We start from the raw sequence: 13652 nt of genomic DNA, 5'->3' as shown, positions 1-13652 counted from the left end.
GCGTCCATCCCCACAGAAGATGGCGGCCCCGTCGGCATGATCCGGTACTCAAGATGAGCGCGCAGGCCTACCACCACACCACCGATGTCATAGCGCCGCAGGATCAGTTCGCGTATTGGCGCGATGCGATCTGCGATGCGTACGTGCCTCTCGAACCCGAGCGCGACGCCGCGCGCAGCTTCCGCGGCCAGATAGACGGCCTGCTGCTGCCAGACCTGCACGGCTCCACCATCACGGCGCAGTCCCATGTGGTCAGGCTGTCCGCCGCCGGCCTTTCGGCCCGCACGCAATCTCCTTTTTTCGCCAATCTGCTGTGCGCGGGAGAGGCGGTGGTGTCGCAGGGCGGCAGCGCCATGCGCGCGCGGGCGGGCGACGTCTACGTAGTGGATTGCGCGTCGCCCTGGGAAGTCGATTTCCGCACCGATTTCCGCATGTTCTGCATAGAAATCCCCGAAGGCCTGCTTCGGCCGCAACTGGGCCGCCGCGGGCGCCTGGCCACGCCGGTGCTGGACGGCGGTTCAGGGGCAGGGCGTGTGCTGGCCAGCTATATGCGCCTGGTCAGCGAATTGCCGGCGAACGAGCTGCAGCAGGTCCAGGCCTTGATGGTCAGGCATTGCAGCGACCTGCTGTCACGCACGCAGATCGACGGCGTGGATGCCGGCGCGCAGGTCGCCGAGCGGGTGCGGCACGAGGTCCTTGATCGCATACTGGCGCTGGTGCAGCGCCGTCTGGCCGACCGTGGCCTGACGCCGGTTTCGGCTAGCGAAGAACTCGGCATTTCCCGCAGCTATCTGTTCAAGATCCTGGCCGAGCACGGACTGAGCTTCAGCGCCCATGTGCGGCAGTGCCGCCTGGAAAAGTGCCGCCAGGCCATCGAAACCCAGCCGGGCCGATCCATTGCGGACATTGCCGCCAGCTGGGGATTCGAGGAAGTTTCCACGTTCAATCGGGCGTACCGCGCGCACTATGGCCGCTCGCCGGGCAGCGAGCGCGGCGGTGCGCCCTCGCGGGCAGGATAACGGGCATTACCACTTGCTCTGGCCCTGCGATTGCTGCATCTGCGGCGCGTTGGCCGGCCGGACCGTGTCCACATACTTCCGATAGGCTGCAACGTACTCGGGGCTATTGATGTCCGGGGTGCTGTCGCTATCCCAGTTTCTTTCGACGCCAGATTGCTTCCAGGCGGCCAGGTCGCGTTCTACCTGGTCACGGCTGAGCTGGACGTCGGAGGGCGGCGCCGCGGTGGTGGGGGCGACGGCCGTTTGGGCGGCGGCGGGGCCGGACAGCAGGGCGAAGGCCGCCAGAACGACGGGAATCATGGCGCGGACGGTTAGGGCAGTTTTCATGAAGTGCTCCTGATGACGTGAGTGACCGCAGCATTGGAAACCGGTGTCCATGGGGGCGTGCGGCTATGCAGCCCGAGGCAGGGACAGCTGCGCAACCGGATTGGCGCATTGGTGTTCTTCTTGGGCAGGCCGGCTCGCGAGCGCACGCGTGCCTGGCGCGGGGAAACGCCACCAGGTTTACGACTCGGGCCGGATGGGGCGTCCGGGCCTCATGCCTTCGTGCTCATCGTAGGACGCCCCAGGTGGGCGCCACATACTCAATATTGGGTACGTCATGCAGGCGTCGGCAGGGCGCCTCTACAGCAGAGAGGCCAGCCGAACCAGCTCGGATTGCCGGTTGCATTCCATCTTGCTGAGCAGGGATGCAACCTGTTTTCGCACCGTCAGCACGGAGGCGTGGCGCAATGTGGCGACTTCCTCCACGCTGTGGCCCATGGCAAGCCCGGCCAGCACCGCGGCTTCCGCATGGGTGATGGCGAAGACGGATTCCAGCCGGTCCACATCCGGCTGCGCGAAGGCGCTCTTGCGCCGCATGCGCACCAGCAGCATGCGGTTGCCGATCAGGCTCAGCGCCTGCGGCGCCGCGCCGATGTCTACCCACGTCAATTCGCCCCATCCGGCTGCCGCCGCCAGCGACCGCGCCTTGCCGTCGCGCGAGACCGCCAGGCAATAGGCGTCGAACAGCGCCTGGATCTTGGCGTCTGGATGGCGCAGCTTGCCCCCGCGCACGTGCCAGCCGTGTCCGTGGTCCAGGTAACGCATGGCGAGCGCGGACATTTTTTCGACCGTTGCGTCGTGGCTGACCAGCAGGACGGCCTCGTCGACATCCGAGAGGGCGCTTTCGATGGTGGCCCATCCGATCGCGCGTGCCTTCTCCCTCTGCGCCAGTTGGCGTTGGAGCAGGCGGAAGTACTCGGCGAAGTCGCCGGATCGCAGGCGGTCGCTGGCCTTGCTGTCCACCTTCGCGCGTTGAAAGGCGATAGCGGCGCGCAACATGGCGCTGGATTCGATCACCAGGCAAAGGACTTGCGCCATATGGTGCTTGAGCATGAAGTCCGTGTAGAACTCGGAACGCTGCAAGCGCCCGTGGTCGCACATCGTCGCGGTGTCCAGCCACGTGCCCGCGGGAAGCAGCCGCGAGTCCTGTTCGACGATGTCGCAGCTGTAGTAGTGGTTTTGATAGTCCAGGGTGCCCTCTTCGGGGAAGCTCACGGAAGAGAGGTTGAGCAGTTTGTGGCGGGCGTCGAAGACGATCAGCGTGCCGCTGTCGGCGCCCACCATATCGCGCGCGGTCAGGAGGATGTCATGCCAGGGCGGCTCGGGATCCGTCAGGTGGTCCAGGGCCTCGATCGCGCGCCGGACGGCAATCTGGTGTTCAGCCATTTCGTGCCTCCAACTCTGGTTCAGACGCAAACGCTGTCACGCATCACAGATCGTTGTAGAGGTGGCTCCTGCCAGATAGGGGGGAGCGCTGCGCGGCCATGGTCTGCCGGCGCGAGGCGGCTGGGCGGCACAGAGGGCCGGCAGCCACCGCCCTGAAAAGAAATTATCCTCGCAAAATCCTGGGTCAGACCAAAAAAATGGCCGCCTGCCGGTGTCAGGCGGCCGACCTGCGGAAAATGGTGCGGATATACCGGGCCATGCTTACCAGCCCCCGTCGCAATACGGTCAGCGTTGGACGCTGCCGCCGCGAGGATGGATCGCCGCGCGCCACAAATCCAGGAAATGCCGCTGCTTGAGCGGATCCAGATACACCAGCAGGCCCACGCCCAGTCCCACGGGGCGCACGCCGGCCTGCGGGTTGGCCGAGGCGCTGACCGGCCGCATGCCGGACTGGCGCGCCACCATCTCCTGGCCACGGGCCGACAGCAGGTAGTCCAGGAACATCGCGCCCAGGTCCGCGCGCGGGGCCTGCCTGGGGATGATGGCCGAGCGCGACAGCATCAGCGTGTAATCCTGCGGATACACGATGGCCAGCGGCGCGCCTTGGTCGATACGGTGCCGTGTATAGGATTCCAGCAGGTTGTAGGCCAGTGTGATCTCGCCGCGTTCGAGCTTGTCCAGCGCGTCTTCCGTGGAAGCATGGACCGCCACGCGGTTGCGACCCATTTCGGCCAGCAGCGCGCCGGCCATGCTGTCCAGGCGCGTGTCCTGCGTCGCAGCCAGGTAGCCGATGCCGCTGCCCTCGACGTCGTAGGTGGAGATGGCGTCAGCCAGCGGCTGGTCGGGTGCCTGGAGCAGGGAAAGCAGTTCACGCCGCGTGCGCGGCGCCCGTTCGGGCGCAAGCTTGCCGGTGTTGTAGACCATCACGATCGGATCGGTGCCGATGCTGAAGACCTCGTCGCGCCAGTTGGCCCAGGCGGGCAGCGCGCGGGTTTCGGGCGAGAGATGGGGTTGCGCGTAGCCGTCGTTGACCAGCTTGGTCTGCAGGTCCATGGCGCTGCTGATGATGATGTCGGGGCCGGTCTTGGACGCCGGACCCTGCGCGGCGCGCGAGAGGGTGCCGGCATACAGCTCCTGCGTGGACAGTTCGGTGTATTCCAGGCGCAGGCCGGGGTTGAGGCTGCTGAAATCTTCCAGCACGCCGCGGAACACCTGCACGCTGTTGGAGGCATGGACGATCAGCACGTTCTTGCTGCCGGCGGGACCCAGCGTCAGGCCTTCGGCGCTGGTTTCCGCGGCATGGCCGGCCAGGGCCGTCAGCAGGGCTGCCAAGGTCGTCAATAGGCGCAGGGATTTCAGGAAATCAATCTTCATGAGGATCGGCGGGCAGCGTGATCGCGGCCTCCAGGCCGCCGTTGACGCGGTTGCTCAGGGCAAGGCGGCCTTGATGGATGTCGACGACGCGCTTGATGATGGACAGGCCCAGGCCGGCGCCAGGCGAGCGCGGATTGGGGCCGCGCACGAAGCGCTCGAAGGCCGCGTTGGCCAGCGCCGGGGGAATGCCGGGCCCCTGGTCCGAAACGGAGATGCGCCATTCCCGGTCCTGTCGTTCCAGCCGTACGTCGATATGGCCGTCATCCGTAGCCCCGTGGCGCAGCGCATTGTCGATGAGGTTCTTGAAGGCTTCGCGCAGCATCAGGCTGTCGCCCAGCACGGTGGGCGGATTGCCGCCGGGCGCATGGGAGGGCAGGTGCAGGCGCACGTCGGGCTGCGGATCCGCCTGCGGGACCGTGTCGTACACCGCCTGGCGCAGTAGTTCGGCCAGGTCCACGGGTTGGAAATGGCGCACGTTGCTGCGGTGGATGACGCTGGCGTCGCTTAATAACTGGTTGACCAGGCGCGAGAGTTTTTCGGCATTGCGCAATACGGCCATCAGGCTGCGGCGCTGTTCGGCGGGATCTTCCTCGTCCAGCGCGATTTCCATCTGCGCGTGCAGCGCGGCCAGCGGCGTGCGCAACTGGTGCGCGGCCTCGGCAATGAAGAGGCGCAGGGTGTCCAGGTTATCCGACAGGCGCGCCATGAAGCCGTCCAGCGAGTGCACGAGGGTGTCGAGTTCCTCGGGTACCGGAGCGGCGATGGGGTGCAGGTCGGAGGCGCTGCGGGCGGCCAGCTCGCGTTCGATGCGACGGATGGGCGCCAGAGAGCGCAGCAAGCCCCAGTAGGCCAACGCCAGCGCAGCGGCGGTGAAGCCGATCAGCGCCAGGGTGCCTCGCCACAGAATGCTTTCTGCCAGCGCGTTGCGGGCTTCGCGGGTCTGGGCGACCTGGATCAGCGCGGTCTCGGCGTTGCGGGGACCGGCAATCTTGCGTTCCATCCAGGCGATGCGTACCGGCGCGCCCTGGTAGCTGGCGTCGTACAGGCGCGGGGAATAGGCGGCGCCGTCGTTGCCGCGTCCGGGCGGCGCGGGCAGATCGGCGTACCCGGAAATCAGCGCGCCGCCGGCATCGCCGACGCGGTAGAACACGCGATCGCGCGGGGCCTGCTCCAGCAGCGCCAGCGAGGCGTAGGGCATATCCATGCGCCATTCCCCCTGCACCAGTTGCAGGCTGTCGGCGATGGACAGCGCCGAAGAACGCAGCAGCTGATCGTAGGTGGTGTCGGCAGTCTGCTGGGCGTAACCGCGTACCAGCAGATAGAGCGTGGCGAGGGCGGCGATGAAGAGCGCCAGCAGCATGGCCAGCAAGCGGCGCTTGATCGAGATGCGACCCTGCGCGGCGGCGGGGTGGGCGGGATCAGTCCCGGCGGATGCCGGGCGCGGTGGCGCTGTCGTGGTCATCGGTGGAGGTCAGGAGATAGCCGGTGCCGCGCTGCGTTTCGATGCGCAGCGGCGAGCCTTCGAGCTTGCGGCGCAGCCGGGCGATATAGACCTCGATGGCATTGGGCGCGGCATCGTCGTCGAAGGCGAACAGCTTGTTGGCGATTTCGGTTTTGCTGACGGCGCGGTTCATGCCGGCCAGCAGGATCTCCAGCAGGCTGTATTCGCGCTTGGGCAGTTCGATGCGCTGGCCAGCCAGCGTGACCTGGCGCGCGGCGCTGTCGATGACCAGTTCGCCAAAGCGCATGGTGCCGGCGGCCTGGGCGCTGGGTCGCCGCAGCAGGGCCCGGCAACGGGCTTCCAATTCGCGGAAATCGAAGGGCTTGGCCAGGTAGTCGTCGGCCCCGGTATCCAGAGCGTGGACGCGATCTTCGATGTCGATGCGGGCGGTCAGGGCCAGCACGGGGGTCTTGCTGCCGCGGTCGCGCAGCCGGTGCAGGACGTCGAAGCCCGACATGCGCGGCAGGCCGATGTCCAGGATGACGAGATCGAAGACTTCGTACTGCAGGACGCCGTCGGCGCTCAGGCCGTCGTTCTGGCAGTCGACCGCATGGCCGAGACGGCGCAGCCGGCGCACGAGTGCGTCGGCAAGGTCCGCGTCGTCTTCGATCACCAGTATGCGCATGGGGGCGATTGTCGCATGAGGGGGAGGGCCCCCACGCTGCACTCGCTGCGCTCGCGTCCAAAAACGACAGGTTGTCGACAGCTTTTATTTCTAGTCTTGCGGTCGCGCTCTTCCCCCGCCGGAGGCGCGGTTCACGCATAACAACGACTAGCCGGAGATAACCTTCATGCTTCTGACCCTGCTTGGCTTCGGCATGGTGATCACGTTTATGACGCTGATCATGACCAAGCGCCTGTCGCCGCTGGTGGCGCTCATCCTTGTCCCCATTATTTTTGCCTTGCTGGGCGGGTTCGGGTCGGGCATCGACAAGATGATGCTGGATGGCATCCGCAAGATTGCGCCCACGGGCGTGATGTTGATGTTCGCCATCCTGTACTTCGGCGTCATGATCGACGCGGGCCTGTTCGATCCCATCGTTGGCCGCATCCTGCGCGCGGTGAAAGGCGATCCGCTGAAGATCGTGGTGGGAACCACCGTGCTGGCGCTGGTGATTTCGCTGGACGGCGACGGTTCGACCACCTACATGATCGTGGTGGCGTCGATGCTGCCGCTGTACCGCCGCCTGAAGATGAATGCGCTGTCCATGACCTGTCTGGCGATGCTGGCCAGCGGCGTCATGAACCTGACGCCCTGGGGCGGCCCGACCGCGCGCGCCGCCAGCGCCTTGCACGTGGATGCGGGTGACATCTTCGTGCCGCTGGTCCCGGTGATGGGCGTGGCTATCGTGGCCATTCTGGTGCTGGCATTCTGCCTGGGCCTGCGCGAGCGTCGCCGGCTGGGCGTGCTTTCTTTGCCCGACGGCGCCTCGGTGCATGCGGGCTATGACGAGGACGGCCCCAAGAACCTGCCCGAGATCGAGGTCGACCAGGATCTGCGCCGCCCGAAGCTGTTGTGGGTAAACGCCGGCCTGACACTGGCCCTGATGGTGAGCCTGGTGATGGGCGTGCTGCCGCTGCCCGTGCTGTTCATGATCGCCTTCGCGATCGCGCTGGTCATCAATTACCCCGACCTGGCGGAGCAACGCCGCCGCGTCGCGCAGCACGCGGGCAATGTGCTGTCGGTGGTGTCGTTGATTTTCGCGGCCGGGATCTTCACGGGCATCCTGTCGGGCACCGGCATGGTCGAGGCCATGTCGCGCAGCCTGCTGGCCGTGATCCCGGACGCCATGGGCCCCTATCTGGCTGGCATCACCGCGCTGGTCAGCCTGCCTTTCACTTTCTTCATGTCCAACGACGCCTTCTACTTCGGCGTCCTGCCCATCCTGAGCGAGGCGGCGCAGGGCTACGGCATTTCGCCGGTCGAGATGGCGCGCGCCTCCTTGGTCGGCCAGCCGGTGCATCTGCTGAGCCCGCTGGTGCCGTCGACCTATCTGCTGGTCGGCCTGGCCGGGGTGGATTTTGGCGACCACCAGCGTTATTCGCTGAAGTGGGCCACGATGGTCTGCCTGGTGATGCTGGCGGCCGCGCTGGCCTTCGGCCTGTTCCCGCTGGTTGGCCAGGTGGCCTGATCGGCGGCGCCTGACCGTCTATTTCAAAAGGGGAAGTTCATGGCTTTGCGCATTGCTTACGTCACCAGCGGAATGGGCCACACGGGCACCGCGATCTGCCAGGCCCTGCACCACGCGGGACATCGCGTGGTGGCAGGCTGCGGTCCGCGCTCCGCGCGCAAGGATCACTGGTTGAAGGAACAGAAGTCCCTGGGCTATGACTTCATCGCGTCCGAGGGCGATGCCACGGACTGGGCGTCGACCGAGGCCGCGTTTGCCAAGGTGCGGCGCGAAGTCGGCGAGATCGACGTGCTGGTGAACAATGCCGGCACCATGCTGGATATGCGGTTCCGGCAGATGAGCCATGCCGACTGGTCGGCGGTGCTGCGCAGCAATCTGGATACGCTGTTCAACACGACCAAGCAGGTCGTCGACAGCATGGCGGACCGAGGCTGGGGCCGCATCATCAATATCGGTTCGGTGGCGGCGGAGAAGGGCCAGATCGGCCAGATCAACTACGCCACCGCCAAGGGCGCGGTGATCGGCTTCACGCGTTCGTTGGCGCAGGAGGTCGCGGCGCGCGGCGTAACCGTCAACCTGGCGTCGCCGGGGTTCATTGCCGATGACACCGTGAAGGCGTTTCCGCCGGCGCTGCTGGACCGCATCGTCGAAAGCGTGCCGGTAGGCCGGTTGGGCACGGCCAAGGACCTGGCTGGCCTGTGCGCCTGGCTGGCGTCGGATGAGGCGGCCTTCGTGACGGGGGCGAACTATGCGATCAATGGCGGCGTGTACATGAGCTGAGGGCGGGGCCTCAATTCGCCAGCTTCACCGCCCCGCTGTCGATCAGTTTCTGCCACTTGGCGCTGTCGGCCTGGATGAACGACTGCAATTCATCCCGCGAGCCGCCGCCAGCGACCATGCCGGCGTTTTCCAGGGCAGCCTTGAACTCCGGCGTGGCCACGGCGGCGCGCAACGCGGCGTTGACCTGATCCAGCTGCGCCGCCGGGATTTCCTTGCTCGCCGCAACCGAGAACCACTGGGTGGCGGCGTAGCCCTTGAAGCCGGACTCTTCCACCGTGGGCACGCCCGGCAGACTGTCCAGGCGGTAGGGCGTGGTGACGGCATAGGCTTTCAGCGTGCCGGCCTTGATCTGCGGCATGACCGGCGCGGAACCGAGAATGGCCAGGGGGATCTGGCCGCCGGCCACGTCCGAGACTGCCTGGCCGCCGCCCTTGTAGGGCACGTGCACGATGCGGGTCCCGGCGTACTGGTTGAGCAGTTCTCCGGCCAGGTTCTGCGAGGTGCCGTTGCCGGAGCTGCCATAGCTCCAGGCCTCGGGCCGCTGGCGGGCGTCTGCCAGCACCTCCTGCAACGACGCCTTGGCGTCCTTGGCGGGACCGACGATGACCATGGGGCCCTGCGCCATCAGGATGACGGGCGCCAGCTCGCGGCCGATCTCGGGCTGGGGCGTGGGATAAATGAGCGGACCGGGCACGGTCAGAAGATAGCCGTCGCTGGCCTTGCTGCGCGCCACCAGTTGCAAGGCGATGGCGCCGGCCGCGCCGGGGCGGTTTTCGACAATCACATTCAGGCCGCTGCGCCGCGCCAGGTCCTGCGCCGCGATGCGGGTCAGCACGTCGGCGGTGCCACCGGGCACGAAGCCGACCACCCAGGTGATCTGCTTGCCGGGCCAGTCCAGCTTGTTGTCCGCCGCGCTGGCGGTGGCGGTCAGCGCGGCGCCCAACAGCAGCGCACAGCAGCGGATAGCGAATTTCATGTTTTCCCCTTTTATGTTTTTGGCCCGGTCTGCCTCAAGTCTCAGGTCGGATCCGGCTTGCCGGGCGGCGTGTTCGGATGCGCGGCGCAGGACTGGTTGAAGGACTGCACCATTTTCAGGATGGGTCCGAGGACCCAGGTGTTGAAGATGAGGATGTCGCTTTCTTCCTTGGGATCCTGCTTCAGGTTGAACAGATAGGGAGACTCCAGCTTTCCCTTGCCTTCGTTGACCTCGGGCTCCCAATAAAAGTGCAGCTTCCAATCGCGCCACTTGACCGCGCGCAGGTCATTCTTGATGTAGAACAGGAAACCCTCGCGTGGCGACGCCTGGCTGGCGCCCGTAAAGAAGTCGGTCTGGTCGATGCCGTCGATGGGGCGATCCTGCGGTATGGACGCGCCGCCTATGCGCGACAGCGTGGTGTAGAGATCGGTGACGTGCACGATCTCGTTGGAAACCTGGCCGGGCTTGACCTTCCCAGGCCAGCGGATCATGAAGGGCACGCGCAGGCTGCCTTCCATGGCCGTGTGATAGGTGCCGCTCCAGGGGCCGGCGGTGCCACGGTAGGGCTTGCGGAATTCCGGGCCATTGTCGCTGCAGAAAATGAACACGGTATCGTCGCGCAGCTTCAGGTCGTCCACTGCCTGCACGATCTGTCCGACTCGGTGGTCCATTTCCACCATGGAGTCGGCGAAGTCGCCCGCGCCGGTGCGTCCGGCGAAGTCCGGATGCGGCAGGGTGGGAAAGTGCAAGTGCACCAGCGGCAGATACAGAAAGAACGGCTGGCTGGCTGCGGCGTGCTTGCGCATGAAGCCAATGGAACGCTCGACCAGTTCGGCGTCGATGCCGCGGCGCGTCTCCAGGTCGTAGACCTTGACGTTTTCCGAAGGCGAACCGGCCTGGCCCTGCATGATGTGAGGGATATCGGCGACCGCGGGATCGAAACCGATGGACGAGGTGAACTGGCTTTCGTCCGTGGTGCGTGGAATGCCATACCACTCGTCGAAGCCGCGATCGGAAGGGTAGCGGCCGGGGATGTCGCCCAGGTGCCATTTGCCGTAGTGCGCCGTGGCGTAGCCCTGGCCCGACAATTGTTGAGCCAGGGTGATCTCGTCGCGCGCCAGCCCTTGCGGCAGGCCCGGCGGCACGGATTGCAGGCATCCGGTGCGGATGGGATGGCGGCCGCTCATCAGCGCGGAGCGCGTGGGCACGCAGTCGCTTTCGACGTTGAAGTTCTGCAGCAGCAGTCCTTCGGATGCCAGCCGGTCGATGTTTGGGGTGGGCGCGCCGCGCAGGGCGCCGCCGCCATAGCAGCCCAGTTCGCCCCATCCCAGGTTGTCGGCCACGATCAATACGATATTGGGCTTTTTGTCCACGCGCTGCACTCCTGTCGCTCTTCGGGTTTATCCAGGGATTCTAGGAGCCTGGTTCGGGCTTAATATTCCTGAAGATGAGTCTATGCATAACCAATGTTCATGAATCTGTCGCTGCGTGACATCGAGTATTTTCTGGCCGTGGTCGAACACGGCAATCTGGACCGCGCCGCTGCCGCCTGCGGCGTGAGCCAGCCTGCGCTGTCGAAATCGCTGCAACGGCTGGAAGCTGACACCGGACTGGCGTTGCTGGATCGCGGCGGCCGCGGACTGCGCCTGACGTCCGCGGGCCTGGCGTTCCGCGAGCACGCGCAACGCCTATGGGCGGAGTACCGCGACGCAGTGCGCAACGCGATGGAGCTGCGCCTGGGCGAGGCGGGGCTGCTGCGGATCGGCGCCACCGGCGCGACGGTGGATAGCGTGGTGATGCCGGCGCTGCGCCGCCTTCTGCCGCGCCGGCCTGCGCTGCGGGTGCAACTGACGCAGGGGCAATCGGACGATCTCAATGATCAGGTCGCGGGAGGCAAGCTGGACCTGGCGGTGACGCCGATCTACGCCGACGTGCCGGGCACGCTGCACCAGGAAGCGATCCGCGAGGACGGCCTGTGCGTGGCCGCCAGCCGCAAGCACCACCTGGCCTCGCGGCGCAAGCTGGCGCTGCGCGATCTGGACGGACAGCGCTGGATCCTGCCCATGCCGGGCTCGGTGGCACGTCATGCGCTGGAAGCGCGTTATGCGGAAGCGGGCCTGGCGCAACCAGCGGCGGCGCTGGAAGTGCAGCATTTTTCCGGCGGTGCGCTGGCGTTGCTGGCGGCGTCGGATCTGTTGGCGCTAATGCCGCAGAGCGCGCTGGGCGGCGACATCGTGGAACTGCCGGTGGCGCTCGGCCGGCCCTTGCGGCGCAGCATGGCGCTGGTCACGCGCCATGGCGCCACCTGGTCGCCGCTGATGCAGGAGTTCCGCGCGGTGGTGCTGGAGGCTGCCGGCTAGGGCTTGCCAACACGCCCTAGTACTCCGACTCCACCTGCCAGCTGATGGGTATTTCAGCGACGCTGGCGCTGGGCGGGAGTTCCAGCACCAGCCGCGCCATGCGGGCGATATCTTCCGGCTGGGTCAGGCGGGTTTTGATTTCGGCGGGCACCCCGTCCGCCATGTCGGTGGCCACGAACCCTGGGCAGAGAGCCGTGCAGCGTATCTGGTGGGGGTCGCCGCAATGGCGGATGCCGTGGGCCAGGGCGAGCACGGCAAATTTGCTCATCGCGTAGAGCGTCCCTTCCGGTGCCCGAACCCGTTTGCCGGCTAGCGAGGCCATGACCAGCACCTTGCCAGCGCCCGACGCAATGAGGTGCGGCCAGGCCTTGCGTGTCAGACGCATCGGAGATTTGACGTTGATGGCGAATAGCCGGTCGAACTCGTCGTCCGTGGCCTCGACGACCGAACTCTTGCTGAGAATGCCGGCGTTGTGAATCACCGCGTCGATGCGACCATAGCGCGCCATCGCGGATTCGATCCAGGCGTCCTCGCTGGCGGCATCCTCCGCGTCGAAGCGGGCGCGGTGCACCTGATCGGCCGGAAAGCCGTCAAAAACCTCGGTAGCGCTGCGGGTGCCGGCGCTGATGTGCCAGCCGTTGGCCAGCATTTCCCGCGCAATGGCCAGGCCTATGCCGCGGCTGGCGCCGCTGATCAGCGCGACGCGGGGAGTGATAGTGGGTTGCATCGCGTTCCTGGTTCCGAGAAATGGGTGGAGCTAGCGGGCATGGCCCAGGTAGCCTTCCAGCATTGAGCGTGTGTTGGCGCGCAGGGCGTCAATGGCGTAGCCGCCTTCCTGCACGAACAGCGTGGGCAAACCCAGCTGCGCAATCCGCCTGCCCAGCAGGGCGTAGTCCGGCGTGTCCAGGCTGAGATTGCCGAAAGCGTCGCCGCGGAAGGTGTCATAGCCGGCGGCCACCACCAGCGCGCGGGGGTTGAATTGCTCGATGCGTTCCAGCGCCGGCTCGAAGGCCTTCAGATAGCCAGAGATTTCGGTGCCCGCCGCCAGCGGAAGGTTCAGGTTGTAGCCGATGCCCGCGTCCGCGCCCGTTTCCTCGCCGTAGCCGCTGCTGAAGGGGTAGAGACTGCCGGGGTCACCGTGGATCGAGATGGTCAGCACGTCGTCCCGGCTATAGAAGATCTGCTGCGTGCCGTTGCCGTGATGGACGTCGATGTCCAGGATAGCCACCCGGCCCCATTGACCGACCAGCCTTTGCGCGGCCAGTGCAGTATTGGCGAGCAGGCATCCGCCCATCCCCATGTCGGTCATGGCATGGTGGCCGCTGGGCCGCACCAGCGCGTATACGCTGGACGAGCCGTCCAGTAGCGCCTGCGCGGCGGCGACCGCGGTCTCGGCGCTGGCGTAGACGTTGCGCCAGGTGTCCTCGACGATGGGCGTGGCACCGTCGGCCAGATAGCGGCCCGCCATGGCCACGGGCGTGGACGCACGCATGTCGGGGTAGTGGCGGTTGGGCCAGATGTTGGGGCGCACCTCGAACGAGGCGTCGGGCGCTTTGCGCCATTCGGTCCAAGCGCTCTGCAGATAGGTAAGGTAGTCCGGCGTGTGAATCTGCGTCAGCTCGGGCACGCCCTGGGCGAGCGGCCCGACGGTCTGGCAATCCAGGCCGACGTCGCGCAGCGCTGCCTCGATCTCGCGACCGCGACCGCGCGCATCGTGATGCGGTTTGAGGATGCCGCGGACCAGCGCGTTGCCGGTCCAATCGGCGTCATGCAGGGGGGAAAGCAGGGCCTTCATCATTG

13 protein-coding genes are annotated in these 13652 nt (G+C 66.4%); 4 read left to right on the top strand and 9 right to left on the bottom strand.

The window, feature by feature from the left end; translation table 11 throughout:
• Positions 1 to 53 precede the first annotated feature (53 nt).
• Positions 54 to 1019, top strand: coding sequence for an AraC-like ligand-binding domain-containing protein (locus tag CEY08_RS03285; protein WP_076815929.1), 966 nt, complete (start codon positions 54 to 56; stop codon positions 1017 to 1019).
• Between the two features lie 6 nt (positions 1020 to 1025).
• Here CEY08_RS03285 and CEY08_RS03280 read toward each other — a convergent pair whose 3' ends face one another.
• The 5 genes from CEY08_RS03280 to CEY08_RS03260 all read right to left on the bottom strand — a co-directional run bounded on the left by CEY08_RS03280 (position 1026) and on the right by CEY08_RS03260 (position 6229).
• Positions 1026 to 1346 (bottom strand): DUF4148 domain-containing protein, encoded by a 321-nt coding sequence (locus tag CEY08_RS03280; RefSeq protein WP_076815927.1) that lies wholly within the window; start codon positions 1344 to 1346, stop codon positions 1026 to 1028.
• 297 nt (positions 1347 to 1643) lie between these two features.
• Positions 1644 to 2729 (bottom strand): helix-turn-helix transcriptional regulator, encoded by a 1086-nt coding sequence (locus CEY08_RS03275; RefSeq protein ID WP_076815925.1) that lies wholly within the window; start codon positions 2727 to 2729, stop codon positions 1644 to 1646.
• 285 nt (positions 2730 to 3014) lie between these two features.
• Positions 3015 to 4103, bottom strand: a complete 1089-nt coding sequence (locus tag CEY08_RS03270; RefSeq protein ID WP_076815922.1) for an ABC transporter substrate-binding protein — start codon at positions 4101 to 4103, stop codon at positions 3015 to 3017.
• Positions 4093 to 5565 (bottom strand): sensor histidine kinase, encoded by a 1473-nt coding sequence (locus tag CEY08_RS03265; protein WP_223306422.1) that lies wholly within the window; start codon positions 5563 to 5565, stop codon positions 4093 to 4095. Before CEY08_RS03265 ends, CEY08_RS03270 begins: the two co-directional genes overlap by 11 nt.
• Positions 5522 to 6229, bottom strand: coding sequence for a response regulator transcription factor (locus CEY08_RS03260; protein ID WP_042796715.1), 708 nt, complete (start codon positions 6227 to 6229; stop codon positions 5522 to 5524). The genes CEY08_RS03265 and CEY08_RS03260 overlap by 44 nt, the downstream gene beginning before the upstream one ends.
• A gap of 166 nt (positions 6230 to 6395) precedes the next feature.
• On the opposite strand from CEY08_RS03260, the gene CEY08_RS03255 reads away from it, so the two are divergent.
• Positions 6396 to 7736 (top strand): CitMHS family transporter, encoded by a 1341-nt coding sequence (locus CEY08_RS03255; protein ID WP_063642089.1) that lies wholly within the window; start codon positions 6396 to 6398, stop codon positions 7734 to 7736.
• A 39-nt stretch (positions 7737 to 7775) separates the two neighbouring features.
• Positions 7776 to 8516: an SDR family oxidoreductase gene (locus CEY08_RS03250; RefSeq protein WP_076815920.1), complete on the top strand. Its 741-nt coding sequence runs from the start codon at positions 7776 to 7778 to the stop codon at positions 8514 to 8516.
• Between the two features lie 10 nt (positions 8517 to 8526).
• On the opposite strand, the gene CEY08_RS03245 is transcribed toward CEY08_RS03250, so the two are convergent.
• The gene (locus CEY08_RS03245) at positions 8527 to 9492 is read right to left on the bottom strand and encodes a tripartite tricarboxylate transporter substrate-binding protein (RefSeq protein ID WP_076815918.1); all 966 of its coding nucleotides are present in this window, start codon (positions 9490 to 9492) and stop codon (positions 8527 to 8529) included.
• A gap of 41 nt (positions 9493 to 9533) precedes the next feature.
• Entirely contained in the window at positions 9534 to 10865 is a 1332-nt protein-coding gene (locus tag CEY08_RS03240; protein WP_076815916.1) for an arylsulfatase, read from the bottom strand.
• A 93-nt stretch (positions 10866 to 10958) separates the two neighbouring features.
• Between CEY08_RS03240 and CEY08_RS03235 the strand changes: the two genes are divergently transcribed.
• The gene (locus CEY08_RS03235; RefSeq protein ID WP_232033758.1) at positions 10959 to 11852 is read left to right on the top strand and encodes a LysR family transcriptional regulator; all 894 of its coding nucleotides are present in this window, start codon (positions 10959 to 10961) and stop codon (positions 11850 to 11852) included.
• Positions 11853 to 11868: 16 nt separating this feature from the next.
• On the opposite strand, the gene CEY08_RS03230 is transcribed toward CEY08_RS03235, so the two are convergent.
• Positions 11869 to 12579, bottom strand: a complete 711-nt coding sequence (locus tag CEY08_RS03230; RefSeq protein ID WP_076815913.1) for an SDR family NAD(P)-dependent oxidoreductase — start codon at positions 12577 to 12579, stop codon at positions 11869 to 11871.
• A gap of 30 nt (positions 12580 to 12609) precedes the next feature.
• Complete coding sequence (locus tag CEY08_RS03225) at positions 12610 to 13650, bottom strand: histone deacetylase family protein (protein WP_084738617.1); 1041 nt, start codon at positions 13648 to 13650, stop codon at positions 12610 to 12612.
• Positions 13651 to 13652 lie beyond the last annotated feature (2 nt).

The sequence above is a fragment of the Achromobacter insolitus genome (assembly GCF_002209555.1).
GTDB classification, from domain to species: domain Bacteria; phylum Pseudomonadota; class Gammaproteobacteria; order Burkholderiales; family Burkholderiaceae_B; genus Achromobacter; species Achromobacter insolitus.
The sequence above is the reverse complement of the archived record's forward strand: the minus strand, read 5'-3'. Positions and strand labels throughout refer to the sequence as shown.